This is a genomic window from Micromonospora halophytica, assembly GCF_900090245.1.
Lineage (GTDB): Bacteria > Actinomycetota > Actinomycetes > Mycobacteriales > Micromonosporaceae > Micromonospora > Micromonospora halophytica.
On the sequence record NZ_FMDN01000003.1, the window covers coordinates 491806 to 517372 of the forward strand.

The window sequence follows — 25567 nt, forward strand, 5'->3', positions numbered from 1 at the left end:
ACCCGGCGGCGGTGATCCACCGGCGAGCGCCTCAGAGCTGACGGATCGCCGTGGAGTTCAACCGGAAACCGACCGTCCGATCGACGATCCGCTCCACCAGGTCGGCCTTGCGGGCGCCGGCCACCCCGCGCAACCCGAGCCGGGCCGCCAGCGCCCGCAGCTCCTTCGCCGACCAGCCGGCGAGGTACGCCGTACCGTCGTGGCGGGTGGTCAGGGCGGCCAGCGCCGCCACCGCCCGGTCCGGGTCGGTGACCGGCGCGACCGGCCGGTGCGGCGTGCCCCGGCGCCCGGTGACAGCGGTGGCGGTGGGCGGGGCGGCCCGCTCGGCGGTCGACGGCTGCGCGACGGGCACGACCGCCAGCCGGGCCCGCCCCTCGGCCAGCGCGACCACCTCGGCGGCCGGGAGGGCCCTCACCAGCTCCGCGAGGCGGATCAGCAGCGTGGCGGTGACGCTCGGGTCGGTCACGCCGCCACCTCGGCCGGTTGCAGGTGCGCGATGAACTCGGTGGTGATCTGGCGCAGCTCCTCCTGCACGGCCGGCAGCCCCACCCGGGGACGCAGCACCGCCGGCACGCCGCGCGGGGTGTTCGTGGCGAAGAGGGTGACGTTCTCCCGCAGCACGGTCGGGAAGACGGGCAGGCCGAGCGCGCGGACCTGGTCCATGTAGCCCTGGTGGGCGGCGACCGGCCGCTGCGCGTTCAGGTGGATCATGGTGAACACCACCCCGGCGATACCGGGGGCGACCTTGTGGTGCCGCCGGATGGTGGCGAACCGCCGCGAGTCGGCGTTGTAACGGTCGACCAGTTCCCGGACGTTGCCGCAGAGGTAGTCGATGCCGAGGGTGGAGAGGTAGTCCGCCTTCGCCGGGATGAGCAGGTGGTCGCTGGCGATGACGGCGGACTGGGTGACCACGTTGAAGTTCGGCGGGCAGTCGATGAGCACCAGGTCGTAGCCGCCCAGCGCCTCGTCGTGCAGCCCCTCGGCGAGCGAGCCGCGAACCCGGAACAGCTCCCGGTCGTACTCCTCGCCGTCGGCCACGCCCCGGGCCAGCGCCAGGTCGATGTCGGTGAGGCCGAGGTGCGAGGCGATCAGGTCGAGCCGCCCCGCGCCGGCCAGGTGGGCGTTGGCCGGGCCGGGGGAGACCACCAGCTCACCCAGGGTGACCGCCGGGGTGTCCCCGCGCAGCCCGTCGTACCAGCGTTTCACGGTGCGCCCGTCGCGCAGCCGTTCCCGCCAGTCGTCCGGCTCGTAGAAGCTGAAGGTCAGGCTGGTCTGCGGATCGAGGTCGACCAGCAGCACCTTCATCCCCCGGTTGGCCAGCTCCGCACCGAGGTTGGCGGTCAGGGTGGTCTTGCCCACCCCGCCCTTGTAATTGATCACGGACACCACGTACACCGACGGCACCTCCCAGACGGGGGAACCGTAGCGGGCGCGGCGGAGTATGACCATCCGTGACGGCGACCCGTGACGGTCACTCCGCGACCGGGAGGACCACCTCGTTGCGGCGCAGGAACCAGGGCTTCCACGGCGGGTCGAAGCGGGCGTACCGGATCGCGCCGGACGGGGTCAGGCCCGCCGCCGTCACCGCCCGGCCCAGTGCGGTGGCCCGCCGGCCGAACGACTTCTCCGTCCACCGTCCGGAGAAGCGGACGGCGGCGGCGAGCTGCCCCGGGACCTCCCGGACGGTGATCCGTGGGTCCTGCGGCTCGGGCGCGGTGTCGGCGGAGAGTTCCGCCGGCAGCACGAACCGCACCAGCCAGCAGCCGGGCCGGTCACCCTCCTCCTGCACGACCGGCGCGGTCATCGCGATCCGTTCGGCGCCGTCGGACTCCTGGACCACGGGAGCGGTCACGGTGGCCCTCCGCCGGGACCGGTTGGCCCCGCCGAGGTATCCGGCCAGCGGGCGGAACGCGGCGTTGCCGGCCTCGACGAACGTCCCGTCCACCCGCATCTCGGCGACCAGGTGGGCCGGGTACCGGCGCAGCTCGAAGCCCGGATGCGTGGCCACCACCCGGTACGGCTGCTGCTCGGTCATCAGGCACGCTCCCGGGCCGTCAGGACTCCTCCACCAGCACGCTACCGCTCATCGGGGGTCTGCTCCCGGCGAAGCGGAACCCCCACCGACCACCGTGGCGGTGCCGTGCCGCTGGGCGTCCACGGTCAGGACACCTCCCGCCGCAGGGTGCGGACCAGCCCGGCGGCCAGCGGCACGACCAGCCAGACCAGCAGCGAGACCGCGAGCCGGCCCCACTGCCCGGCGGTGACCTCGGCGCCGAGCAGCGGCTCCATGGTCACCGAGGTGTCCAGCCACGCCGCGGGCCGGTGCAGGGCCTGCACCATCGCGGAGAGGATGCTCCACACGGTCGGCAGCAGCAGGTACGTGACGATCGCCAGGGGGGTGTTCAGCAGCAGCAGGCCGAAGCCCGCGCCCATCAGCACGTTCGCCACCTGGAACACGGCCGCGTGCGGCAGCAGCTGCCAGTCGAAGTTCCATTCGCCCGCCCCGCCGGTGGCCCCGGCGAGCAGCGTGCCGACGGCGGCGACGGCCAGGCTCACCCCGACCGAGGCCAGCGCCGCCAGCACCACCGCGGCGAGCTTGGCGACCACCACCCGTTCCCGGCGGGGGACCAGGGCGAACGTGGTCAACGCCGTCCGCTGTGACCACTCCGAGCAGATGGAGAGGATGCCGAGCACCGGCAGGAGCAGACCGACCGGCAGCAGCGACGGGGCGAAGAAGGCGGTGAACGTCTGCTCGGCGTCGTCGAGGACGAACAGCTGCACGGTGACGATGGCGGCGGCGATCAGCCCGATGGTGGCCAGCAGCCAGCGTCCGGCCCGGGTGTCGGCGAGCTTGCGCAGCTCCACCCCGGTCAGCCGGGCCAGGGACGGCCCGTCGGCCACCGGGCGGCGGTTGGTGACGGCGGGTGCGGTGGTGGTGGTCATTTCACGGCTTCCTTCGTCGACGCGCCGGCGGTGAGGGTGAGGAAGAGCTGTTCGAGGCCGCCGTTGCCGGCGGGACGCAGCTCGGTGAGGACCAGGCCGGCGTCGGCGGCGACCTGCCCCACCGCGCCGGGCTCGGCCCGGACCAGGAAGCCGCCGTCGGTCCCGGCGGTGGCGGTCAGGCCGACCCGGTCCAGGGTCAGCCGCAGGGCGTGCGGGTCGCGGCCGCGGACCAGGGTGCCGGCGCCGGCCAGCAGCTCGTCCTTGCCGCCGGCGGCGACCACCCGGCCGCCGCCGATCACCACGACCCGGTCGGCGACCGCCTCCACCTCGCGCAGCAGGTGGGAGGAGAGCAGCACGGTGCCGCCCCGGTCGGCGAAGTCGCGCAGCAGGCCGCGCATCCAGAAGATGCCCTCCGGGTCGAGGCCGTTGGCCGGCTCGTCCAGGATCAGCACCCGGGGGTCGCCCAGCAGCGCCAGCGCCAGGCCGAGCCGCTGCCGCATCCCGAGCGAGTACGCCCCGACCCGCCGCTTCGCCGCCGTCGCGTTCAGCCCCACCTGGTCGAGCACCGCGCCCACCCGCCCACGGTCCACGCCCATCGTCCGGGCGGCCAGGGCCAGCGCCTCCCGGCCGGTGCGCCCGGCGTGCTGCGCCGAGGCGTCCAGCAGCACCCCGATCTCCCGACCGGGGTTGGGCAGCTCCCGGTAGCGGCGTCCGGTGACGGCGGCGTTGCCGGACGTCGGTGGGGTCAGCCCGCAGATCATCCGCATGGTGGTGGACTTGCCGGCGCCGTTCGGGCCGAGGAACCCGGTCACCGTCCCCGGCTCGCAGTGGAACGAGACGTCGTCGACGGCGACGTGCGGGCCGTACCGTTTGGTGAGGTGTTCGACCATGATCATGGCGTCGAGCCTGCCCGCGCCACCCGGCCACGCGCTGCGGCCGGCGGTCGAGAGCCACCCGTACCTCGGTCTACCGGCAGACCTCGACTTTGGTAGGTGTCGACGCGGCGGAGCGGCTTCCTAGCATGGACGGGTGAGCAGCGCCGCCGTCGTGCCCGAACATCCCTGGCTGCTGCCGGGGACCCTGACCCGTCCGACGACGACCGTACGACGGACGCCCCGGGACTGGTTCGTCGACGGACTCTGCTTCCTGCTCGCCCTCGGCTGGGCGGTGCTGGCCTTCCACGACTCGGTGGGGCCGGAGCCGGAGTTCGCGGTCAACGTCGGCCCGTCCTGGCTCAACGAGATCGACCTGGTGCTCGGGGTGTCGGTGAGTGCGGCGCTCTGGCTGCGCCGACGCTGGCCGGTCGCGCTGGCGGTGGCCAGCCTGCCGCTGGCGCTGTTCTCGGTCAACGCCGGTGTGGCCCTGCTGATCCTCCTGTTCACCGTGCTGGTGCACCGGCCGCTGCCGATCGGCGCCGCGCTGGTCGGCGTGCACCTGCTGACCACGCCGATCTACACCATGATCCGGCCCGACCCGGTGCTGCCGTTCTGGGCCACCATGGCCTGGACGCTCCTGTTCATCGGCGCGGTCGTGGCGTGGGCGCTGTTCGTCCGGGCGCGACGGCAACTCGTGTGGTCGCTGCGCGAGCGTGCCGACCGGGCCGAGGCCGAGCAGCAGCTGCGGGTCGCCCAGGCCCGGCAGCTCGAACGCACCCGCATCGCCCGGGAGATGCACGACGTGCTGGCGCACCGGATCTCCCTGCTCAGCCTGCACGCCGGGGCGCTGGAGTTCCGCCCCGACGCGCCTGCGGAAGAGGTCGCGAAGGCGGCCGGGGTGATCCGGGCCAGCGCGCACGCCGCCCTGCAGGACCTGCGCGAGGTGATCGGGGTGCTGCGCGCCGAGCCCGGCGGCGCCGAGACGGCCACCCCCGAGCGCCCGCAGCCGACCCTCGGTGACGTGCCGGCGCTGGTCGCGGAGTCCCGGGCCGCCGGGGTGCGGGTCGGCGTGGTCGACGCGGTCGCCGACGCCGCGGCCGTGCCTCCGGCGGTCGGGCGCAGCGTGTACCGGATCGTGCAGGAGGGGTTGACCAACGCCCGCAAGCACGCGCCGGGGGCGCTGGTCTCGATCCAGCTCGCCGGCCGCCCCGGCGACGGCCTCGCCGTCGAGATCCGCAACCCGTGGCCGGTCGGTGAGCCGGCCGCCCCGGTGATCCCGGGCACCGGCACCGGCCTGGTCGGCGTCGCGGAGCGGGTCAGCCTCGCCGGTGGCCGGCTGGAGCACGGGCGGGACGCCACCGGCGACTTCCGGCTGGCCGCCTGGCTGCCCTGGCCGGCGTCGTGAGCGCGGGCGAGCAGGCGCCGGTCCGGGTGCTGATCGTGGACGACGACGCGCTGGTCCGCGCCGGACTGTCGATGATCCTCGGCGGGGTGCCCGACGTCCGGGTGGTCGGCGAGGCCGCCGACGGTGCCGAGGTGCCGGCCGCCGTCGAGGCGTACGCGCCGGACGTGGTGCTGATGGACATCCGGATGCCCCGGGTCGACGGGCTGACCGCCACCGAGGCGCTGCGTGCGGCGGCCGACCCGCCCGAGGTGCTGGTGCTGACGACGTTCGATGCCGACGAGCAGGTGCTGCGGGCGCTGCGTGCCGGGGCGGGCGGATTCCTGCTCAAGGACACCCCGCCCGCCGAGATCGTCCGGGCGGTGCGCCGGGTGGCGGCGGGGGAGGCGACCCTCTCCCCGGCGGTGACCCGCAAGCTGATCACGCACGTGACCGTCGTCGGCACGCCGTCCGGGCCCGATCCGCGCCGGCAGCGGGCGTTGCGGCTGCTCGACGGGCTCACCGCGCGGGAACGGGAGGTCGCGCTCGCGCTCGGGCAGGGCCGCACCAACGCGGAGATCTCGGCGGAGCTGTTCATGAGTGTGGCGACGGTGAAGGCGTACGTGTCCCGGCTGCTGACCAAGTTGGCGCTGAACAACCGGGTCCAGGTGGCGCTGCTGGTGCACGACGCCGGCCTGGTCTGAGCCGCCGGGCCGAGGCCGGCCTCTTGGTTGTATCACCGATGAGAGTGTCGAGGCTGGAAGCGTGGACGGATACTGCCCCAGGCGTCGCTCAGCCGCGCGCTGCGCCTGCTGACCGACAAGCGCCTCGTCGACGTCGCGACACCGCTGTCCACCCGGCCGTCGCGGGAGACGCGCTACGCCGTCACCGCCTGGCGGGATTGAACTTCTGCCCGCTGTGGGCCGTACCACTGGCCGAGGATGCGCTGCGGCGGACAGCCGCAGTCGCTGGCGAGCTGCGGGAGGCCTGCCGTGCGAGTTGGTGAGCAGTCGACGGACCCCATCGATCTGATCCTGGGCGAGGTGCCGGTGCCGGCACCGCTGACGCCGGAGGACGTCCGGCTCGCGGTCCGGGCGGTGGTCGTGCACGCCGCCGAGGAGTGGCCCAACGGGCCGCTGTGCCGCAACGACGGCGCGTCGTACCCCTGCCGGCTGCACCGCTGGGGCCGGCGGGTGCTGGAGAACCACGGGCTCAACGAGCGTCAGATCGAGGCGCTTGTCCGGCACGGGAACCCGTTCGTGCACGTGCCGTTCCCCTTCACCTACGGCAGCCCGGCCCAGGGCCGGCCGGTCACGGCCCCGTCGGCCCGGCAGGCGCCCGGCCACCCGACGCGCAGCCAGGCCGGGTCCGCCGGCCATCCGGCGCGGAGCCAGACCGGCCGGGGCGCCGCACCGGTGACGCGGCCCGCTCTCCGGCCCGGCGGGCCCGTTCGGCCGGTGGCACCCCCCGCCACCGCGCCGCGCTGGCCCCGGGCGAGCTGAGCGGAGGTACGACCGCCGGCGTCGCCCGGGCGCCACGACGCCGGCCCGGACCGGGGTTGGTCAGCCCGGCCGGGCCGGCGCCGCTCAGCCGCCGACCCCGCAGTCCGGGGCAGACCAGCTCGTCGTGTTGCGCGTCCGGTCGCGGTTGTTCTCCCGCCGTGAGTCGACGTGCACGTGGCTGTCGTGGTTGGTGTATCCCGGGCCGTAGATCCCGCTGAACCCGTGGTTGCGTGCCGTCCGGGCGACGTCGCACAGCGAGCGCGACCGGGAGACCAGATCGGCGGCGTTGCCGTAGAGATGCTGGCTGTCCGACGCGCCGCCCACCCGGCGGTTGCAGGCGATGTCACGGAAGCCGCTGGTCACGTAGAGCGGCCGGTCGCCCAGGCTCCGGCGCAGCGCCTCCAGCTTCCACATGGTGCGCAGGGCGTTGGCCCGGGTCTCGGCGGCCGACAGCGGACCCCCCGTCCATCCGCCCTGGCCACAGCCGTCGTCCAGTTCGGTGTAGCTGAAGTGGGTGGGCGTGCAGTCGTCGTCCTGCAACTGGTAGAGCTTGGTGAAGGTCTGCGGGCCGGCGATGCCGTCGCTGCGCAGCCCGTACGCGGTCTGGAACCGGCGCACGGCGGCGGCGGTCTCGGGGCCGTACCGGCCGTCGATCCGGACGATCCCGCCGTTGCCGGCCCATCCGGCGACCCGGATCTGGAGCTGGCGGACGTCCTCGCCCGAGCGTCCCGGCAGCAGGGTGCGCTGCCAGGTGTAGCAGCCGTCGGCGTGGGCCGCCGGCGCGGCGACCACCACGGCGATCGCGGCCCCCGGTAGTGCCAGGGCGCACGCGATGAGGGCCCGCTTCAGGGTGTGTACGCGCACAGATGTCCTCCCGGTAGGAGAGCGATGGGGTGTCGACCGGGACATCGACCGGGACGTCCCGCGCTTTCCACCCTGACAGCTCTTCTGCCGTTTCGAGGCGGTTGATGAGAATTGTTCTCATGATTGCTGGTTGCTGGGCATTTCCTGGGACGGCAATGAATGGTGATACGGCCGAGCGGGCCGAGAGTTCGCGATCCGGAGCAGCGCACCCGACCTGGCGGGCACCACGCAAAACACCCGTCCGATCACCCGGGGTGACTGCCGGCCCGTGACCGGCGACCGGTAACGTCGGTCCCGGCTCGCGGGGACGGGGGAGGTGGACGTGGCGCGTGGTGGCGTCTTCTGCGTCGAGGGTCAGTGGCACCGGGACCTGCACGAGCGCGGCTCCGTCCTGCCCACCCTGGAACTGCTGGAACGGCTCGGCAAGATCCGCTTCATCCACAAGGACGCCGCCACCCGCGACGAGCTCTTCTACTTCGTCGACCGCTGGCTGCTCAAGCAGTACGCCGACTACCGGGTCGGCTTCTTCGCCATGCACGGTGAACCGAGCCGGCTCTGCCTCACCGACTGGGACTCGGTGGCCCTCACCGACGTCGCCGAACGGATGGCCGGGCGGTGCGAGGGGCGGCGGCTCTACTTCGGCAGCTGCTCGGTCCTGCGTGCCTCCGACGCCACCCTGCGGGACTTCCTCGACACCACCGGAGCGGCGCTGGTCTGCGGTTTCACCCGCGAGGTCGACTGGGTGGAGTCGGCCGCCTTCGAGACGGTGCTGCTCGACGTGCTCGCCAACGGCCGGCGGCACAACGCCGCCGAGCTGCGGATGGGCTCGGCGCACTGGGCGCCGCTGGCGGCGTACCTCGGGTTCCGGGTGATCTACGCCAACGGCCGGGCCTGGCGGCCGAGCGTCCGGCCCCGGGTGCCCGCCCAGACCGCGCCGGGCCGGGTGGCCGGCCGGGCCCGCTGAACCTCCGGGGCATCCGACCTCCGCGCGCCCGGGGGGAGGGCGGGGCGAGCGGGGCCGGCCCGCCGGTGGCCTGGTAGAACCGAGGGATGGCACGCACCGTCGCGAGCAACACCCGGGTCGACCGGGACGCCCTGACCGAGTTCCTCCGCCCCCGGCACCGGGTCGTGCTGATGACCACCCGGGCCGACGGCCGTCCGCAGTCCTCCCCGGTTTCCTGCGGGGTGGACGCCGAGGGCCGGCTGGTGATCTCCACCTATCCGGAGCGGGCGAAGGTGCGCAACATCCGGCGCGACCCGCGGGTCTCCGCCTGCGTCCTCTCCGACGACTGGAACGGCCCCTGGGTGCAGGTCGACGGCACCGCCGAGGTGCTCGACCTGCCCGAGGCGCTGGAGCCGCTGGTGGAGTACTTCCGCAGCATCTCCGGCGAGCACCCGGACTGGGACGAGTACCGCGCGGCCATGGTGACGCAGGGCAAGTCGCTGATCCGGGTCACCATCGACAGCTGGGGGCCGGTGGCCACCGGCGGCTTCCCGGCCCGCCTCGCCGACTGACCCCCCGGCACTCAGTACGCGGCGGTGAAGCGCATGTTCTCGAAGCGCGGGTTCTCGATCTCGTCGACGATCACCACGGCCAGGTCCTCGTACGTCAGCACCGAGCGCCCCTGCTCGTCCACCACCGGGTGCTCGGTGCCGGTGCGGTAGCGGCCGGTCCGCTCGCCCGGGTGGAACTCCAGCGGCGGTGGGGAGAGGTACGTCCAGGTCACCCCGTCGGCCGAGGAGCGGTACCAGGCCAGCGCGTCGGCCTGGCCCAGCGCCGCGTCCCGGTACTCGTCGGGGAAGTCCGGCTCGTCCAGCAGCGGGGTGTCCTTCGACGTCAGCAGGGTCGCCCCGCCGCCGACGTGGATGACCCGGGGCGGGTTCGGCAGGTCCCGCAGGACGGTGGTCAGGGTCTGCGCCGCGTCCCGCCAGAGCGCCCGCTCGCCACCGCCGACCGCCACCACGATCACGTCGGCCGCACCGGCGAGGTCCCGGACGCTCTGCGTCGAGGTGGCGTCCCCGGTCACCAGGTGCGCCGCGGCGGGCAGCCAGGTGACCGCCTCCGGGCGGCGGACCGCCGCCGTGACCCGATGCCCGCGCCCCACCGCCTCGGCGACGATCCGCGAGCCCGCGGTGCCGCCGGCGCCGTACACCACGATGTCGCTCATGCCGGCACTCCGCCGCCGTGAGGTGCCACCGTGCGGGGGCTGACGATTCGCTCGCTCATGCCGTCCAGGCTATGGACCGACCCGCCCGCCCGTCGGCGGAACGGCTCAGTCGACCAGGGCGGAGTAGACCAGCTGACGCAGCTGCGAGCGCAGCGGGTAGGTGCTCGACGGCATCAGCTGGGTGAAGAGCAGCGCGGTGACCTCCTCGGCCGGGTCCACCCAGAACGCGGTGCTGGCCAGCCCGCCCCAGTAGTACTCGCCGACGCTGCTCGGCACCCGCGCCGGCACCGGGTCCTCCACCACCGCGAAGCCCAGCCCGAAGCCGATGCCGTCGAGCACCGTCTCGGCGAAGCCCTCCGGTTCGAACGACGCCAGGTCGCCGCCGCCGGGCAGGTGGTTACGGGTCATGTAGCGCACCGTGCGGGGGGCGAGCAGGCGTACGCCGTCCAGCTCGCCACCGCGCAGCAGCAGCTGGGTGAACCGGTGGTAGTCGGCGGCCGTCGAGACCAGCCCGCCGCCGCCGGAGAAGCACTCCGGGCGGGTCAGCGCGAACGCGCCGATCTTGTCGACCCGGACCGCCTGCCCGGTGGCCGGGTGCGGGGTGTAGAGCGCGGCGAGCCGCTTGACGTTCGGCTCGTCGACCCAGAACCGGGTGTCGGTCATGCCCAGCGGGGTGAGGATCCGCTCGGTGAAGAAGTCCTCCAGGCTCTGCCCGGAGACCACCTCGACCAGCCGGCCCAGCACGTCGGTGGAGACGCCGTAGTTCCAGCCGCTGCCGGGCTGGAACATCAGCGGCAGCTTCGCCATCCCGACGGTCGCCCCGGCCAGGTCCAGCCCGGGGGGTACGCCCAGGTCGTACCCGGCGGCCCGGTAAAGCGCGTCCACCACCGAGGTCTGCGCGAAGCCGTACGTCAGGCCGGAGGTGTGGGTGAGCAGGTGCCAGATGCGGATCGGCTCGATCGCCGGCACGGTGTACGCCTTGAGCGCCGACCCCTTGTCGTAGACCCGGACATCGGCGAACTCCGGCAGCCAGCGGCTGATCGGGTCGTTCAGCTCGAACCGGCCCTCCTCCCACAGCATCATCGCCGCGACGGAGGTGATCGGCTTGGTCATCGAGTAGATCCGCCAGATGGTGTCCTGCTCCACCGGCGCGCCCGCCTCGACGTCGCGCAGCCCGTACGTCGAGGAGTGCGCCACCTCGCCGCGCCGGGTCACCACGATCTGCCAGCCGGCGAGCCGGCCGTCGTCGACGTAGCGGCCGAAGTGTTCGTCGATCCGCGCGAGCCGCGCGGGGTCGAAGCCGATCTGGTCCGGGTCGATGCTGCGTGCCACGCTCACGTCGGCGAACCTACTAGCCGGTACGGCGGCGGCGGAAGAGCGGGAGCCCACTGTCGGAGCCCCTCGTTAGTGTGGTCCGATGCTCCGGACGACCGAGGACGCGACGTTCCGCGACGACGACTGGTACGCCGAGGAGCTGGTCGACCGGCACTTCGTCCGGTGCTCCTTCCAGCGGGTCGACCTCACCGAGGCGGTCAGCCGGGGCACCTCCTTCACGGAGTGCTCGTTCGGCAACGTGGCGTTCAACGCCTCCCGGCACGTCGACTCGGCCTTCACCCGGTGCGCGTTCCGCCGGTGCAACCTCTTCGAGGCGGAGTTCGTCGGCTGCAAGCTGGTCGGCAGCACCTTCGCGGAGTGCGACCTGCGCCCGCTGCGGGTGACGGGCGGGGACTGGTCGTTCGTCGCGCTGGCCGGCGCCGACCTGCGCGGGGTGACGCTCACCGACGTACGGATGCGGGAGACGGACCTGACCGGGGCCGACCTGACCGGCGCGACGGTGACCGGCGTCGACCTCTCCGGCGCGCAGCTGCACGCGGCCCGGCTCACCCGTGCCGACCTGCGCGGCAGTGACCTGACCGCGGTGGACCCGACCACGGTGCAGCGGGCCGGTGCGGTGATCGACGCGGAGCAGGCGATCGTGCTGGCGCAGGCGCTCGGCTTCGAGATCCGCTGACGCGCGGCCGCCCGCCGCCCGTATCGTGCGTTTCATGGTGGTGTGGGAGGACTCTCGGGACCGGCGGCTGCGCCGGCTCAACGTGGCGGTCGGGTTGTTGCTGGCCGCCGAGGGGATCGTGATGTGGGCGGCGAGCAACGACCTCGCGCTGCCGGTGACCGCCTCCTACCTCACCGCCGACCCGGTGACGCTGCGCGACGGCACCCTCCCCGAGACGGTCTTCCGGCTGGCGATCGGCCCGACGGTGGCGGTCTTCCTGCTGTTCGCCGCCGTCGACCACCTCGTGGTGGCCGCGCCCGGCGTGCACCGCTGGTACGCCCGTCGTCTCGACCGGCGGGCCAACTACGCCCGCTGGATCGAGTACTCGGTCAGCGCCTCCGTCATGATCGTCCTGATCGGACTCTTCGTCGGTGTCCGCGACCTCGCGGCGGTGATCGGGATCTTCGCGGCCAACACCGCGATGATCCTCTTCGGTCTGCTGATGGAGCGCCAGCAGAAGCCCGGCGTCGCGGACTGGAGCGCGTTCTGGTTCGGCTCGCTGGTCGGGTTCGCCCCCTGGGTGGCGATCGCGGTCTACATCACCCAGCCGCCGCAGGTGCCGACCTTCGTGTACGCGATCACGGTGGTGCAGTTCGTGCTCTTCGCGGGCTTCGCGATCAACATGGCCCTCCAGTACCGCCAAGTGGGACGGTGGCGGCACTACCGGTTCGGGGAGGTGGTCTACATCCTGCTCAGTCTGGGGGCGAAGTCCGCGTTGGCCTTGCTGATCTTTGCCAACGTGCTGCGCACCTGACTCGCCACGACGGCCCGCCGGGACCTCGACCGACCCACCCGCACGGTGACCGTGCGGACACGAGGGGGTTAGGATCCGTACTCCGCTGAGTGGGTCGATCGCAGCGTCGTCAGGACAGTTTTCGTTACGACCATTTGGTAACGAACTGGAAACGCTGACGGGTCTGCCTATGACGCAAGCGGTCGTACGGATGAAAACGTGACGGGGCTCACGCTGGGCGGGCGAGCGCGATCGGGCCCGGCGGAGCGGACGCGCGGCTATGGGCGGAGCTGCGGTGTGGGGAACGGAGAAGCGGTGACGGACGACCAGGTGAGACGGATCGGCCCGGGTCCGACCGGCGGCACGACCCCCCGGATCGCCCGCCACCGGCACCGTCGCCGCTGGGTGATCGAGTCGCTGGGCGCCCTGACATGCCTGCTCGCCCTCGTGGCGTACCTGAACTTCGAGACGGAACCGGAGTTGCCCGCGACCGGCGGCGACCTCTCCGCCGGCGCGCCCACGGTGGCCGGCCGCCCCACCGGCCTGCCCGGCGTGGTCACCGAGGCCGGCGTCGCCTCGCCGGGCCTGCAGCCCCGGCAGCGACCACCGTCGCCGTCGCCGTCGACCACCCCGACGCCGGCCCCGAAGCCGGAGCCGGTCACTGCGGTGCTGACCGTCGCCGAGGTCGAGGTGCCGGCCGTGGTGGACCTGACCGGCCTCGGCACCCGTGACTGGGTGCACTGGGGACTGGCCGGCCCCGATCGGACGGTCCGCAAGCGCGACGGCTCGGGGGAGATCCGCGACGAGGGCGGCCGGGGCCAGCGCGCCACCTACGACACCAACCCGGAGGGGTTCAGCTGGCGCGACGGCACGCCCGTCGGATCCGCCGACGCCACCGCGACCGGGACGTACGCCTGCGGCGTCGGCAACGGCTTCGCCCTGAGCGTGGCAGGCAGCGGCGAACTGCGCACCGTCCACCTCTTCGCCGGGCTCTGGATGTCCCGCGGCCGGCTCGACGTGCGGCTCTCCACCGGCGGCCCGACCAGGACGCTGCGCCTGGAGGACCCGCACACCAACCACACCGCCCAGTGGGTCGTCCGGTTCCGGGTGCCCCGGGGCCAGAAGTTGCTGGTGTCGTGGACCACCGAGCGGACCTTCAACGGCTGCGGCAACGTCGGCATCCAGGCGGTCGCGCTGCGCTGAGCCGACCCCGTGGCGAGAGCCGGCCGTGGTCACCCGCGTGGGGGAGCGGCACCCTTCCGGCACGGGAACCCGGGCGCGGTGATCGACGACAGGCTGGATCCTCCAGCCGTTCGCGCCGTCCACCGCCGGTGCGGTGGCCAGTCGGCTGGGGGCGCTCACCGGTGCGGTGCTGCTGCACGCGGCGCTGCTCGACCACCACTGCGGACCCGGCGTTGCCCACGCTGCGGGCGGTGACGGGACCCCGCGCGGGCGGGGCCCCGTCACCGGCTCAGCAGACGATCGGCTTCACCCAGGAGCACTCCCGGCCCTCCGGGACCCGGGGCGTCTGCGGCGCCGTCGGCGGCGCCACCCGCGCGGTGGTCCCGCTCTTCTCGGTGTACGACGCCAGCGCGATGGCGATCTGGTCCTCCAGCGCCTTCACCGACGAGGCGAGGTAGTTGTTGAGCACCACGGAGAAGGCGAGCAGCCGGCCGTCGGCGTCGGTGACGTAACCGGAGAGGCTGGACACCCCGGTGAGGCTGCCGGTCTTGGCGTGCACGTTGCCGGCGGCCGGGGTGCCGCGCATCCGGCTGCGCAGCGTGCCGCCGACGAAGCGGTCGGCGTTGCCGGCGACCGGCAGGCTGGCGTACCAGGTGTCGAACCACGGCTCCTGCCGGACGGCGGTGAGCAGCCCGACGAACTCGGCCGGCGGGATCATGTTGCGTCGGGAGAGCCCGGAGCCGTCGCGCTGACGCAGCGTGCCGGTGTCCATGCCGGTGTCGGCGACGTACTCGCTGATCGCGGTGAGCCCGGCCGACCAGGTGCCGGAGCCGGAGATGACCCGGCCGACCTCCTTGGTCAGCACCTCGGCGTGCCCGTTGTTGGAGAGCTTGAGGAACGGCACCATCAGCTCGGCGAGGTTCATCGAGTCGTGCCGTGCGACGGCGGTCGCGTCCTGCGGGGTGGCCTGGCCGAGCACCGTCCGCCCGAGCACCCGTACGCCGTGGCGGCGCAGCGCGGCGCGGAACACGTCGGCGGCGTACCCGGTGGGCTCCCAGACGGTCGTCCAGTCACTCTCCGGCTCCTCGCCGAGGGCGATCCGGCCGGTGACCACCACGGTGTTGGTGCCGTGCTCCCGCTCGAAGGAGATCGTCGTGTCCCCCTCGGCGACCGTCTCGGCCCGGTTGTCGATCCGCAGCCAGCCGTTGGGCGGGGTCATGGTGACCACCGGGGGAACGCCGGGGGTGTCGGCCGGGGCGGCACGCACGATCACGGTGCCGGCGTCGTAGTCGGTGTCCGGCGCGACGGTCAGCGCGGAGACCTGCGCGGCGTAGTAGTACGGCTGGTCGTCCCAGGCCCAGTCCGGGCCGAGCCGGGTGCGGTCGTAGCGGGTGTCGTCGGCGACCAGGTTGCCGGTCACCACCCGTACGCCGTCCGCCGCCACCTGGGCGGCGAGCGCGTCGTAGTCGGCGGCGAGCATCGTCGGGTCGCCGCCGCCACGCAGGTAGAGGTCACCGGAGAGCAGGCCGGCGCGGCGCTGCCCGGTGGCGCGTACGTCGGTGGTGAACCGGTGCCCCGGACCGAGCAGTTCCATCGCTGCGGTCGAGGTGAGCAGCTTGGTGTTGGAGGCGGGGACCAGCCGGCGGTGGCCGTTGCGGTCGTACAGGGTCCGGCCGGTGGCGGTGTCCACCACGACCACGCCGGCCTGCGCGTCGGTCAGCCGGGCGTCGGCGAGGATCGCGTCGATGGTGGCGTGCAGCCGGGTCGCGGCCGGGGTGGGCGACTCGGCGGTGGCGGGGAGTGCGCCGGCGGCGGCCACGGTGGCGGCGAGCGTCGCGAGGGCCAGGCTCCGGAGGAAGAGACGGCGATGCATGCGCTGACGCTGCCATGGAGATTTCCGACGGACAAGTCTCTGATAAGAAGGTTTTCTTCAAATAGGGGTTGCCCGCCCAGGGCGCCGACGAAATCGCCGGCGTGCCCTCTGCCGTTCGCCACGACCTCAGCGTATCGGCGATCCGGGCGCTGAGGAGCGGAAACGAGCAACCACCGGTCCCGCTCCCACCGATCGCGCTCTATTTGACGGACGGCCGCGCAGCGGGCACGGTGGGTTGGAGGGGGCCGTGGAGTGTGCCCCGATTCGCCGGGCGACGGCCGTTTTCGCCGTCGGATGCGCGCCCGCTCCCGTGGCGCGGTGCCCGATCCCCGAACTTACTGAGGAGTTTCCGTCATGCTCACCATGACCGACAATGCCGTGCTCGTGATCCGCGACCTCGCCGCCCAGCAGGACGTGTTGCAGGACGGCGGGCTGCGCATCGCCGCCGACACCCAGGCCGGCTCGCTCACCGTCGAGCTGGTGCCCCAGCCGGCGCAGGGCGACCAGGTGGTCGACAACCAGGGTGCCCGGATCTTCCTCGACTCCGACGCCGCCGAACTGCTCAACGACACCTCCGTCGACGCCAGCGTCGACGACGAGGGGGTCGTGCAGTTCGGCTTCACCGAGAAGGAGTGACTCACCCGGCCCGGCGGGTCTCACCGCCCCGGTGCGGCCGGCCGGGCCGTCCGCGCTCCTGGCCGCCGCCCCACCGGCCGGCCCGCCGCTCACCGGCCGGTCGGGTCAGTGCCGCCAGCACGTACGCCAGGTGGTGCGAGGTGCTCCACGCCGTCCAGTTCGCCGGCGAACCCGCGCCCGCCCCCCGCCGCGCCCGGCGCAGCAGCTCATGGTCGCCCCAGGAGAATCCGGCGCCCGTCGTCGGCCAGTGCGGGGCGGTCACCAGCGTGCGACACAGGTCGGCGAACCGTTCGTCGCCCCGGCCACCCCGGCGGGACCACCGGTATACCCACCAGGCACCCTCCGTCGTGTAGCGGACGGTGGGGAACCGGTCGCCGGGCACCTCGCCCGGCGCCGCCGGCGCGACGCCGTAGTCGCCGTAGGAGACCCCGAGGTCGGCCAGGCGCTCCCAGAGCAGCCAGTCCCAGCGGTCGAGGCGTACCGGCTCGTCGATGGGGAGCCGGTGCACCGTGGGCGGCATGCCGCCGGCCGCCACCGTCACCGACCGCCAGGCGTGCCGGCGCGACCACTGCACCAGCCGCCGCACCCGGGGTTCGGTCATCCGCAGATCGGCGGGACAGCAGACGTCCCCGGCGTCGACGAGCAGGTCGCACTGCTCCGGCACCAGCCGGGCGTACCGCCAGATCCGCTCCGCCGCGGTGGTCGCGTCCGGCCCGGCCCGGTCCCGCCCGGCCCGCAGCCGGACCACCGCGCGCCGGGCGTACGCCTGTGCCGCCACCCCGTGCGCCACCAGCCGCCGGTCGCTCTCCGCGAGGCCGATCACCGGCACCACCGGTACGCCCCAGCGGACCAGCTCGGTCTCCGGGGTGTCGGGCAGCGCGGAGACGTCGACCGCGGGGACGAGCCCGGCCGGTAACCGGCCGAGCAGCTCGACGAGCTGACCGTCGACGGTGGAGACACTGAGGACCGGAGCGAGCAGTGGAGCCACGGCGCTGTCCAGATGACCCAGCGCCTCCAGCTCACCCCGTCGGCTGGCGAGGATGGGGCGGTAGACCGGTTCCGCCACCCGATCCCCGTGGGCGGGCACCATACTTCAATCTAGCGGGACATTCGTCGTCGTCACATGGTTTCAGGCGGATACGCGCAACATTCATCCATACCGGAGGGTCCTCCTGGCCGCTGGCGGTGCGTCCAGGTGCCGGCTTCGGTCGTCTCCCGCGCGGAGCAGGGGGAGCGGCTGACGGAGCGCGCCTCCGGCGGTCTCCCCGGACCCGGGGATACCGACATCGGCGGGTGACGGACCGCGGGCGGTTGCTCCGCGAGCGCTACGGACCTGATCGCACGAGTGGATCGCGCCCGCGGAGCAGCGATCCACCTACGCCATCAGGTCGGTAGCGTGTCGAGCCCGTCCCGCCGTCCCCGTCGGCCAGCCGCAGCCGGGGCCCGCCCAGGGTCGGCCGCCAGGTGGTCTTCGGTCAGGACGGGTCCGCCACGGACCGCTCGTCGCACCCGGCGGTGCCGGCCTGAACCGGGGACGGTAACGAGCGCACGGCGCCGCCCGACCCGTGGGTCGTCGCGTCGCCGCGCTCCGGCCGTCTCCCACCATCGCAGCCCATCCGGCGGTACGCCGGCGGGGACCTGGCCCATCCGGCGCGGTGCGCGCCGGTCTGGGGTGGTCGATGCCCGTTCGGTCGCGGGTCAAACCTGACCGGGGTGGGGAATTCCATCATCTGCCAGTCCCGGCGTGACCGGGGCCCACGCCGGGTATGAGCGCGCCATGGAGCATTTCACGATCGCGACCGTCGCCCAGAAGAGCCCGGACTTCCGCCGGGTGCTCTGGACCGGCGAGAAGACCCAGTTGGTGATCATGACCATCCCGCCGGGCGGGGAGATCGGTGAGGAGGTCCACGAAGGGATCGACCAGATCCTGACCTTCGTCAGCGGCACCGGCGAGGCCCGGATCGCGGGGGAGACGAAGGAGGTCGCCCAGGGCGACCTGGTGGTCGTACCGGCCGGGACGAAGCACAACTTCGTCAACACCGGTCCGAACCCGTTGGTCCTCTACACCGTTTACGGCCCCCCGGAGCATGCCGACCAGGTGGTGCACCGGACCAGGGAGGAGGCCGACGCGGCCGAGGCCGCCGGTGAGGACGAACCGCCGACATCCTGACGGGCGCGGGCGCGGGCGCGGGTCGGCTCGGTGCGGGCCGGCCCGAGGACCGGGCGAGCGTCTCCGCCCGGGCCTGATCCGGCCCTGCCGGGGTACCCGGCGCGGGTGGGCCAGCCGCCGATCTCCGACTACGGGTTCCTCTCCGACTGCCGCTCCGGGGCACTGGTCGGCAGGAACGGCTCGGTCGACTGGTGGTGTCCCGACCGGTTCGACTCGCCGTCGGTCTTCGGGCGTCTGCTCGACCCGGGTGCCGGGCACTGGTGGCTGGGGCCGCTGGGGCCGTCCCGGGTCCAGCGGGCGTACCGGCCGGACACGCTGGTGCTGCGGACCGTCCACCACACCGCCGAGGGGAGCGTGGCGGTCACCGACGCGCTCGCCGCCGAACTGGGCGCGCGCGGCCACGAACTCGGCATGAACTCCCCGGCGGTGCTGCTGCGGGTGGTGGAGGGGCTCAGCGGCCGGGTCCGGGTCGGCCTGGAGTTCGCGCCCCGCCCGGAGCACGGGCTGCTCACTCCGTACCTGCACGAGCAACCGGACGGCTCGGTGCTGGCCACCGCCGGCCCGGTGGCGCTGACCCTGCGCGGCACCGGGCTGAGGCTGCGGGCTGACGTCGACCGGGTGCGCCACGAGTTCGAGGTGGGCCCGGGCGACACCGTCGGCTTCGACCTCGCCTTCTGCCGGCCGTACGGCACGCCGCCGGTGCGACTGGACCCGGTGGTCGCGCTCGCCGAGACGGTGCAGGCGTGGGAGGCGTACCGGGAGACGCACGGCTACGACGGCCGGTACGCCCCGCAGGTGCGCCACGGCGCGACGGTGCTCACCGGCCTGACGTACGCCCGCAGTGGTGCGGTCGCCGCCGCGTTGACCACCTCGCTGCCGGAGCGGTGCGGCGGCGACCGGAACTACGACTACCGCTACTCCTGGCTGCGCGACTTCGCGATGACCCTGCGCGCCCTGTGGGTGGCGGCCTGCCCGGACGAGGCCAACCGCCTCTTCGCCTGGGCGGCCCGCTCGATCGGCCGGATCGGCGCCGCCCCGGTGCCGGTGATGTTCGGGCTGGAGGGGGAGCGGGACATCTCCGAGCACGAACTGGACCACCTGCGCGGGTACGCGGGCAGCCGGCCGGTGCGCATCGGCAACGATGCCTGGCGGCAGCGGCAGCTCGACGTGCCCGGTGAGGTGATCTCGGCGGTCTGGCGGCTGCACGACTACCTCGGCGAGACCTTCGACGAGGAGTTGCGGGAGATGGTGGTGGGCCTGGCCGAGCAGGTCGCGTCGACCTGGCGGCTGCCGGACCGCGGCATGTGGGAGGCCCGGGACACCGAGCGGCACTACCTGTCGTCCAAGGTGCTCTGCTGGACGGCGCTCGACCGGGCGGTGGCGCTGGCGCCCCGGCTCGGCGAGCGGGCCGACGCGCCGCGCTGGGCGGTGATCCGCGACGAGATCCGCGAGACCGTGCTGCGGGACGGTTGGAACGACCGGATCGGCGCGTTCACCGGGGCGTTCGGTTCGGCGGAGCTGGACGCGTCGGCGCTGCTCCTGCCGATGTTGGACTTCCTGCCGGCCACCGAGGCGCGGATGCGCTCCACCATCGAGGCGGTGGAGCGGGAACTCGGCAGCAGCCGGGGTCTGGTACGCCGCTGGAGCACCGACCCGGCCGGCTTCGTGCTCTGCTCGTTCTGGCTGGTGGAGTGCCTGGTGATGGCGGGTGAGCAGGAGCGGGCCGACCGGCTCTTCCAACAGGTGCTCGGTCACGCCAACGACGTCGGCCTCTTCGCCGAGCAGGTCGACCTGCGCACCGGGACGCAACTGGGCAACATGCCGCAGGCGTTGTCGCACATCGGGCTGATCAACGCGGCCTGGCGGCTGACCGAGCCGGCCACGGACTGAGTCGCCTCGTGTGATCCTGCAACAGTCCTGCAACCGCAAGGCATTGACGGTGATGTACGGCCGGTCCTAGCCTCGTGGTACGGGAAAGCCCTTTCCTGGGGGTCGTACCCCACCTCCCGCTCCGGAGACCGGGCCTCCGGCGGGACGCACCGCGGCAACGGCCACCGACCGCCGTCGCGCCCGCACACCTTGTTCGACGCGGACGGTCGTCGTCACCCCACCACCTGCTCCACAGGAGGAATCCGTGCGTACCAGATCCGTCGTACACCGACGTCCACTACTGCTCGCGGTGGGCGCCGGCGCCACCGCCGCCGCGCTCGCCGCCGGCATGGGCACCTCGGCCTTCGCGGCCACCGTCTTCTCCGACAACTTCAGCGACGGCGACCACTCCGGCTGGTCCAAGTCCGGCGGCGCCTGGGCCGTCAGCGGCGGCGTGTTCAGCCAGTCCAACGCCAGCAGCGAGCTGGCCCGGCAGTTCGCCGGCCAGACCAGCTGGACCGACTACCAGGTGCAGGCCCGCGTCCGGCCCGACGGCTTCGGCTCCTCCGGCGCCCTGGTCGGGCTCGCCGCCCGCTCCAGCAGCAGCACCAAGATGTACCGGCTGGCCCTGCTCGGCTCCGGCCGGGCCGAACTCCAGGCGGTCAACGGCAGCCAGATCACCGCCATCGGATCCGCCTCGGTCGGCGCGTCCGCCGGCACCTGGTACACGCTGCGGATCGAGGCCACCGGCAGCACCATCCGGGGCTTCGTCAACGGCACCCAGATCGCCTCGGGCAGCAACAGCCTGGTCGGCGCCGGCCGGATCGGCCTGGTCACCGCGTACGCCAAGGGCAGCTTCGACGACGTTGCGGTGGACACCTCCGGCTCCACCCCGACCACGCCGCCCACCTCGTCGCCGACGCCCACGACGACGCCGACCACCCCACCCCCCACCAGCACGCCGCCGCCGTCGACCTCGTGGCCGACGCCGACCTCCAGCGTCAAGGTGGACGCCACCACGAACGTGTCCGGCACCTTCGACGGTGGGATGAAGCGCTACTACGGCATCGGTGACGGCGGGCAGAGCGAGAGCCAGGACCCGATGTTCGTGCTGTCCGCCGGGGCGACCCTGCGCAATGTGATCATCGGCGCCCCGGCCGGTGACGGCGTGCACTGCGAGGGCAACTGCACCCTGATCAACGTGTGGTGGGAGGATGTGGGCGAGGACGCCGCCACCTTCCGCGGCGGCACCACGTACACCGTCGACGGCGGCGGCGCCCGGGCCGCCAGCGACAAGGTGTTCCAGCACAACGGCTCGGGCACGGTCTACATCAGGAACTTCCGGGTGCAGAACGCCGGCAAGCTCTACCGGGCCTGCGGCAACTGCTCCACCTCGTACCAGCGCCACGTGGTGATGGACAACATCGTCGCCACCGACACCGACGTGCTCGCCGGTATCAACACCAACTGGGGCGACACCGCCCGGTTCACCCGGATCACCGCCGACAGCGGCACCCGGATCTGCGTCAAGTACAGGGGCGTGCCGAAGGGCAGCGAGCCGACCGAGATCGGCGAGGGCGCCGACGGCGTCAACTGCATCTACTCGCCGTCCGACATCACCTGGCGCTGACGCGCCGCTCCGGTGCCCCGTGGACGCCCGGTCCGCGGGGCACCGGTCCGCTCAGAGGTCGACCAGCGGCACACCGGAGACGTCCACCGTCTCCGGGTACTTCAGCCCCGCGCCGGTGTTCAGCACCACCACCCGCTCGCCGGCCCGGATCCAGCCGCCCGAGCGCAGGTGCCGGGCGGCGGTCAGGCAGGCCGCACCCTCCGGGCAGAGCAGCAGCCCCTCCCTGGCGGCGAAGTCCCGCAGGTCGGCCAGGATCTCCGCGTCGTCGACGGCGAGCGCCGTACCGCTGCTCTCCCGCAACGCGTCCAGGATCAGCTCGTCGCCGAGCGGGGCCGGGACGGTGATCCCGAAGGCCACCGTGCGCGCATCCGTCCAGGGCGTCACCCGTTGCTCACCGGCGGCGAAGGCGCGCACGACCGGGGCGCAACCGGTGGACTGCACCGCCACCAGCCGGGGCAGCTTGTCCTCCACCCAGCCCAGCTCGCGCAGCTCGTGCATCGCCTTGTGGATGCCGATCAGCCCCACCCCGCCGCCGGTCGGGTAGATGATCACGTCGGGCACCTGCCAGCCGAGCTGCTCGACGATCTCGTACCCCATGGTCTTCTTGCCCTCCAGCCGGTACGGCTCACGCAGCGTGCCGGCGTCGAAGACCGCGCCACCGGAGTCGGCGACCAGCTTCGCCACCCACCGCCCGGCGTCGCCGATCAGCCCGTCCACCAGGCGCAGGTCCGCCCCGGCGGCCAGGCACTCCCGCCGGCAGATGGTCGGCGCGTCCAGCGGCATCGCGATGGTGGCGCCCAGCCCGGCCCGGGCCGCGTACGTCGCCCAGGCCGCGCCCGCGTTGCCGTTGGTCGGCATGGCGATGTGCCGCACGCCCAGCTCACGGGCCCGGCTGACGCCCACCGCCGCGCCACGGGCCTTGAACGACCCGGTCGGGGTCAACCCCTCGTCCTTGACGATCAGATCCGGGATGCCGATCTCGTGGCCGTACGCCGGCGCGCGCAGCAGCGGCGTCCAGCCCTCACCCAGCGTGGTGACGTGCCGCTCGTCGGCCACCGGCAGCACCTCCCGGTAGCGCCACAGGTCGGCCGGCCGCAAGCCGAACCGCTCCGGGGTGACCGCCGCCGCCACCGCAGCCAGGTCGTAGCGGGCCAGCAGCGGCGACCCGCAGCCGCAGAGGTTGGCCGGCTCGCCGGCGTCGTGCTCCCGGCCGCAACGTGGGCACTGCAGGTGGGTCAGGTACACGATGCTCCTCGCCGTCAGCCCGTGCCGATGCTCAACCAGCGGCGGCTGCGCCGGCCCGGCTCGTAGACCGAGTCGAGCCGCTTCGCCACCACCCCGGGCAGCCGCTGCGCCCGCGCGGTGTCGAGGGCCTCGGCGCCGGTGCCGGGAAACCACGGCGGAGTCTGCCAGTGCGTCCCGGCCGGCGCCAGCCCGTCGAGCAGCTCCCGGCGCTGCGCGTACGGCACGTCGGTGCTGGCCACGCCCTCCAGCCAGAGCAGGTCGAAGATCAGGAACTGGCCGTCGCGCCCGCTGGGCCGGCGGACCCGTCCGGCGCCGTCGATGCGCACCAGCACCCCGTCCAGCACGGCCTCCGTGGGTGCCAGCGCCTCGGCCATCCCCCGCAGCCAGGGGTACGTCCCGGTGACGTCCTCGTCGGTCTCCGACCGCAGCCGCAGCCGCCCCCCGGAGACGTACGCCATCGCCCGCACCCCGTCCCAGCACAGCTCGTAGCCCCAGGCGTCGGCGTCGCGGGGCAGCCGCCCGGCGGGCGTGGGGTGCATCGGCCGGACCAGCTCCGGCATGGGGGTCCAGCCGGGCGGGGGCGGGTCGGTGCGACGGACCATCCAGTCCCGCCCGTCCCGGCCACCGGCGGCGAACAGGACGTACCGGCCCCGGGTCCGCTCCCCGTCCAGCACCACCACGACCTCGTCGTCCTGCCACTTCTCGCAGCGGTAGGCGCCCCGGTCGTGGATGGTCATCGTGCCGCCCCCGTACTCGCCGGCCGGGATCTCGCCGTGGAAGTCGAGGTACTCCATCGGGTGGTCCTCGGTGCGCACCGCGAGGTGGTTGCGCCCGGTGTCCCGGGGCAGGCCGCGCGGCACCGCCCAGGAGACGAGCACGCCGTCGCGCTCCAGCCGCAGGTCCCAGTGCAGGGCCCGGGCGTGGTGCTGCTGGATGACGAAGCGCGCCTCGCCCGCCCGCCTGCCCCGACGTGGCGGGCGGCGCGGCACCGGCTCCGGGGTGCGCGCGGCGTCCCGCTTGCGGCGGTACTCCTCCAACCGGTCGGCCACCCCCGCATTCTCCGGCAGTCCGCCCCGGTTCGCCCGTTGCCCGGCATGTCGGGAGCGAACCCGGGTAGAACCGTCGGTATGGACCACGACCAGCCCACCGTCCTGCTCCCCGGCGACGTCCGGATGCCGCTGCTCGGCTTCGGCACCTGGCAGGTCACCGGCCAGGCCGGGTACGACGCCGTGCTGGCCGCCCTCGACGCCGGCTACCGGCACATCGACACGGCCAGCATGTACGGCAACGAGGAAGAGGTGGGCCGGGCGGTCAAGGAGAGCGGACTGCGCCGGGAGGACGTCTTCATCACCACGAAGCTGCCGCCGGACCGGGTGGGTCGGGAGCGGGAGACCATCGAGGCGAGCCTGCGCGCCCTCGACCTGGACCACGTCGACCTGTGGCTGATCCACTGGCCGCCGTCCTCGCCGTCGGACAGCATCCCGACGTGGCGGGAACTGCTCGCGGCGCGGGACGAGAACCTGACCCGCGCGGTCGGGGTGAGCAACTACAGCACCGCGCAGATCGACGAGCTGATCCAGGCCACCGAGGAGAACCCGGCGGTCAACCAGATCCGGTGGAGCCCGTCCCTGTACGACCGGCAGCGGCACGCCGAGCACCGGGACCGGGGGGTCGTGCTGGAGGGGTACAGCCCGTTCAAGACCACCGACCTGTCCGATCCGGTGCTGGTGCGGATCGCCGCCGCGCACGGCGTGTCGCCGGCTCAGGTGGTGCTGCGGTGGCACATCGACCACGAGATCGTGGTCATCCCGAAGTCGGTGACCCCGGACCGGATCAGGGCCAACGCCGATGTCTGGAACTTCTCGCTGACCGCGCAGGAGATGCGCGACATCGACGCGCTCGGCGGCTGAGCCGGTGATCCTCTAGCACTCCGGCTTCGGTTCCACCAGGTGTCGGTCAGTGGAATATCTGTCGTCTCGGCGGAGATCTGGCGAACGGTCGTCGAATCCGAGCTGACGTCGTGCCGGCACCCCTGCGCCGACGGTTTCCTTGCGGGTGATGAGTGGCTCCACCTGCTTTGACGGCTCTTCGAAGTTGAGCGGGGTTCGCGGTCGGCGGCGACCCGGACGTGGAGGGCTCGCAGCTCATCGGTGATCATCTGAGTGTCGAGTTCGGATGGTCACAAGTGAAGAGCTGCGAGCATGGTCAACGATACGACCCGGCTGCTGGGTCTGGACGACCTGGTGGTCGAGCGAGTCGAGTTGGACGCCGCCGGCGTCCCGGTTGTGGATCTGTCCACCGGTTGTGAGCAGGCACAATGCTGCCCGGGGTGCGGACAGCGGGCGGTGCGCGTGAAGCAGTGGGCCACGACCCGGCCGCGGGACCTGCCGGTCGCCGGGCGGCCGGTGCGGCTGCGCTGGCGCAAACGACGCTGGTTCTGCCCGAC

Annotated in this window: 26 protein-coding genes; 14 read left to right on the forward strand and 12 right to left on the reverse strand. The window is 73.3% G+C overall.

The features are described from left to right. Positions 1 to 31: 31 nt before the first annotated feature. The 5 genes from GA0070560_RS07365 to GA0070560_RS07385 form a co-directional block, all read right to left on the reverse strand. Positions 32 to 466 carry a Rho termination factor N-terminal domain-containing protein gene (locus tag GA0070560_RS07365; RefSeq protein WP_091292864.1) on the reverse strand — a complete coding sequence of 145 codons (435 nt, stop codon included), beginning with the start codon at positions 464 to 466 and terminating at the stop codon, positions 32 to 34. Then, positions 463 to 1395 carry a ParA family protein gene (locus GA0070560_RS07370; RefSeq protein ID WP_170839309.1) on the reverse strand — a complete coding sequence of 311 codons (933 nt, stop codon included), beginning with the start codon at positions 1393 to 1395 and terminating at the stop codon, positions 463 to 465. Before GA0070560_RS07370 ends, GA0070560_RS07365 begins: the two co-directional genes overlap by 4 nt. Before the next feature lie 76 nt (positions 1396 to 1471). Next, a complete protein-coding gene (locus tag GA0070560_RS07375; RefSeq protein WP_091292868.1) occupies positions 1472 to 2035 on the reverse strand; it encodes an SOUL family heme-binding protein in 564 nt (187 codons plus the stop codon). Between the two features lie 125 nt (positions 2036 to 2160). Beyond that, positions 2161 to 2943, reverse strand: coding sequence for an ABC transporter permease (locus tag GA0070560_RS07380; protein WP_091292870.1), 783 nt, complete (start codon positions 2941 to 2943; stop codon positions 2161 to 2163). After that, a complete protein-coding gene (locus GA0070560_RS07385; protein WP_091292872.1) occupies positions 2940 to 3839 on the reverse strand; it encodes an ABC transporter ATP-binding protein in 900 nt (299 codons plus the stop codon). The genes GA0070560_RS07380 and GA0070560_RS07385 overlap by 4 nt, the downstream gene beginning before the upstream one ends. Before the next feature lie 133 nt (positions 3840 to 3972). Here GA0070560_RS07385 and GA0070560_RS07390 point away from each other — a divergent pair, with 133 nt between their 5' ends. From GA0070560_RS07390 to GA0070560_RS07400, 3 genes are all read left to right on the forward strand, one after another. Then, complete coding sequence (locus tag GA0070560_RS07390; RefSeq protein WP_091292875.1) at positions 3973 to 5223, forward strand: sensor histidine kinase; 1251 nt, start codon at positions 3973 to 3975, stop codon at positions 5221 to 5223. Then, positions 5199 to 5903: a response regulator gene (locus GA0070560_RS07395; protein WP_091292877.1), complete on the forward strand. Its 705-nt coding sequence runs from the start codon at positions 5199 to 5201 to the stop codon at positions 5901 to 5903. Before GA0070560_RS07390 ends, GA0070560_RS07395 begins: the two co-directional genes overlap by 25 nt. Positions 5904 to 6191: 288 nt before the next feature. Then, positions 6192 to 6701 (forward strand): hypothetical protein, encoded by a 510-nt coding sequence (locus tag GA0070560_RS07400; RefSeq protein WP_091292880.1) that lies wholly within the window; start codon positions 6192 to 6194, stop codon positions 6699 to 6701. An 84-nt stretch (positions 6702 to 6785) separates the two neighbouring features. On the opposite strand, the gene GA0070560_RS07405 is transcribed toward GA0070560_RS07400, so the two are convergent. Then, a complete protein-coding gene (locus GA0070560_RS07405) occupies positions 6786 to 7565 on the reverse strand; it encodes a D-Ala-D-Ala carboxypeptidase family metallohydrolase (protein ID WP_091292882.1) in 780 nt (259 codons plus the stop codon). Positions 7566 to 7887: 322 nt separating this feature from the next. On the opposite strand from GA0070560_RS07405, the gene GA0070560_RS07410 reads away from it, so the two are divergent. Both GA0070560_RS07410 and GA0070560_RS07415 read left to right on the forward strand, forming a co-directional pair. Next, a complete protein-coding gene (locus GA0070560_RS07410) occupies positions 7888 to 8529 on the forward strand; it encodes a DUF6642 family protein (protein WP_091293060.1) in 642 nt (213 codons plus the stop codon). A gap of 86 nt (positions 8530 to 8615) precedes the next feature. Continuing rightward, entirely contained in the window at positions 8616 to 9080 is a 465-nt protein-coding gene (locus tag GA0070560_RS07415) for a PPOX class F420-dependent oxidoreductase (RefSeq protein WP_091292885.1), read from the forward strand. A gap of 11 nt (positions 9081 to 9091) precedes the next feature. Here the strand turns inward: GA0070560_RS07415 and GA0070560_RS07420 are convergent, their stop codons facing one another. Together GA0070560_RS07420 and GA0070560_RS07425 are read right to left on the reverse strand one after the other, a co-directional pair. Further along, positions 9092 to 9733, reverse strand: a complete 642-nt coding sequence (locus GA0070560_RS07420; protein WP_091292888.1) for an NAD(P)-dependent oxidoreductase — start codon at positions 9731 to 9733, stop codon at positions 9092 to 9094. Between the two features lie 105 nt (positions 9734 to 9838). After that, the gene (locus GA0070560_RS07425) at positions 9839 to 11071 is read right to left on the reverse strand and encodes a serine hydrolase domain-containing protein (protein WP_091292891.1); all 1233 of its coding nucleotides are present in this window, start codon (positions 11069 to 11071) and stop codon (positions 9839 to 9841) included. Positions 11072 to 11150: 79 nt separating this feature from the next. Here GA0070560_RS07425 and GA0070560_RS07430 point away from each other — a divergent pair, with 79 nt between their 5' ends. The 3 genes from GA0070560_RS07430 (at position 11151) to GA0070560_RS07440 (ending at position 13719) form a co-directional block, all read left to right on the forward strand. Continuing rightward, positions 11151 to 11744 carry a pentapeptide repeat-containing protein gene (locus GA0070560_RS07430; RefSeq protein ID WP_091292894.1) on the forward strand — a complete coding sequence of 198 codons (594 nt, stop codon included), beginning with the start codon at positions 11151 to 11153 and terminating at the stop codon, positions 11742 to 11744. A gap of 34 nt (positions 11745 to 11778) precedes the next feature. Then, entirely contained in the window at positions 11779 to 12537 is a 759-nt protein-coding gene (gene heR / locus GA0070560_RS07435) for a heliorhodopsin HeR (protein ID WP_091292897.1), read from the forward strand. 294 nt (positions 12538 to 12831) lie between these two features. Continuing rightward, entirely contained in the window at positions 12832 to 13719 is an 888-nt protein-coding gene (locus tag GA0070560_RS07440) for a hypothetical protein (RefSeq protein WP_245675400.1), read from the forward strand. A gap of 268 nt (positions 13720 to 13987) precedes the next feature. On the opposite strand, the gene dacB is transcribed toward GA0070560_RS07440, so the two are convergent. Continuing rightward, on the reverse strand, positions 13988 to 15571 hold the full coding sequence (gene dacB, locus GA0070560_RS07445) for a D-alanyl-D-alanine carboxypeptidase/D-alanyl-D-alanine endopeptidase (RefSeq protein WP_091292900.1): 1584 nt from the start codon (positions 15569 to 15571) through the stop codon (positions 13988 to 13990). A 354-nt stretch (positions 15572 to 15925) separates the two neighbouring features. On the opposite strand from dacB, the gene GA0070560_RS07450 reads away from it, so the two are divergent. After that, the gene (locus GA0070560_RS07450; RefSeq protein ID WP_091292902.1) at positions 15926 to 16207 is read left to right on the forward strand and encodes a HesB/IscA family protein; all 282 of its coding nucleotides are present in this window, start codon (positions 15926 to 15928) and stop codon (positions 16205 to 16207) included. Between the two features lies 1 nt (position 16208). On the opposite strand, the gene GA0070560_RS07455 is transcribed toward GA0070560_RS07450, so the two are convergent. Further along, on the reverse strand, positions 16209 to 17273 hold the full coding sequence (locus GA0070560_RS07455) for a beta family protein (protein ID WP_245675401.1): 1065 nt from the start codon (positions 17271 to 17273) through the stop codon (positions 16209 to 16211). 711 nt (positions 17274 to 17984) lie between these two features. Here GA0070560_RS07455 and GA0070560_RS07460 point away from each other — a divergent pair. The 3 genes from GA0070560_RS07460 to GA0070560_RS07470 all read left to right on the forward strand — a co-directional run bounded on the left by GA0070560_RS07460 (position 17985) and on the right by GA0070560_RS07470 (position 21876). Then, positions 17985 to 18377, forward strand: a complete 393-nt coding sequence (locus GA0070560_RS07460; RefSeq protein WP_091292904.1) for a cupin domain-containing protein — start codon at positions 17985 to 17987, stop codon at positions 18375 to 18377. A gap of 105 nt (positions 18378 to 18482) precedes the next feature. After that, positions 18483 to 20267: a glycoside hydrolase family 15 protein gene (locus GA0070560_RS07465; RefSeq protein WP_091292906.1), complete on the forward strand. Its 1785-nt coding sequence runs from the start codon at positions 18483 to 18485 to the stop codon at positions 20265 to 20267. A 244-nt stretch (positions 20268 to 20511) separates the two neighbouring features. Continuing rightward, positions 20512 to 21876 carry a pectate lyase gene (locus tag GA0070560_RS07470; protein WP_091292909.1) on the forward strand — a complete coding sequence of 455 codons (1365 nt, stop codon included), beginning with the start codon at positions 20512 to 20514 and terminating at the stop codon, positions 21874 to 21876. Positions 21877 to 21927: 51 nt separating this feature from the next. On the opposite strand, the gene GA0070560_RS07475 is transcribed toward GA0070560_RS07470, so the two are convergent. After that, the gene (locus tag GA0070560_RS07475; RefSeq protein ID WP_091292911.1) at positions 21928 to 23121 is read right to left on the reverse strand and encodes a threonine synthase; all 1194 of its coding nucleotides are present in this window, start codon (positions 23119 to 23121) and stop codon (positions 21928 to 21930) included. Between the two features lie 14 nt (positions 23122 to 23135). Then, a complete protein-coding gene (locus GA0070560_RS07480) occupies positions 23136 to 24170 on the reverse strand; it encodes a DNA polymerase ligase N-terminal domain-containing protein (protein WP_091292913.1) in 1035 nt (344 codons plus the stop codon). 78 nt (positions 24171 to 24248) lie between these two features. Here GA0070560_RS07480 and GA0070560_RS07485 point away from each other — a divergent pair, with 78 nt between their 5' ends. Together GA0070560_RS07485 and GA0070560_RS07490 are read left to right on the forward strand one after the other, a co-directional pair. Further along, the gene (locus GA0070560_RS07485) at positions 24249 to 25031 is read left to right on the forward strand and encodes an aldo/keto reductase (RefSeq protein ID WP_091292916.1); all 783 of its coding nucleotides are present in this window, start codon (positions 24249 to 24251) and stop codon (positions 25029 to 25031) included. Between the two features lie 291 nt (positions 25032 to 25322). Next, positions 25323 to 25567, forward strand: a 245-nt coding sequence (locus GA0070560_RS07490) for a transposase family protein (protein WP_139131453.1), incomplete at its 3' end; no start/stop codon positions are given.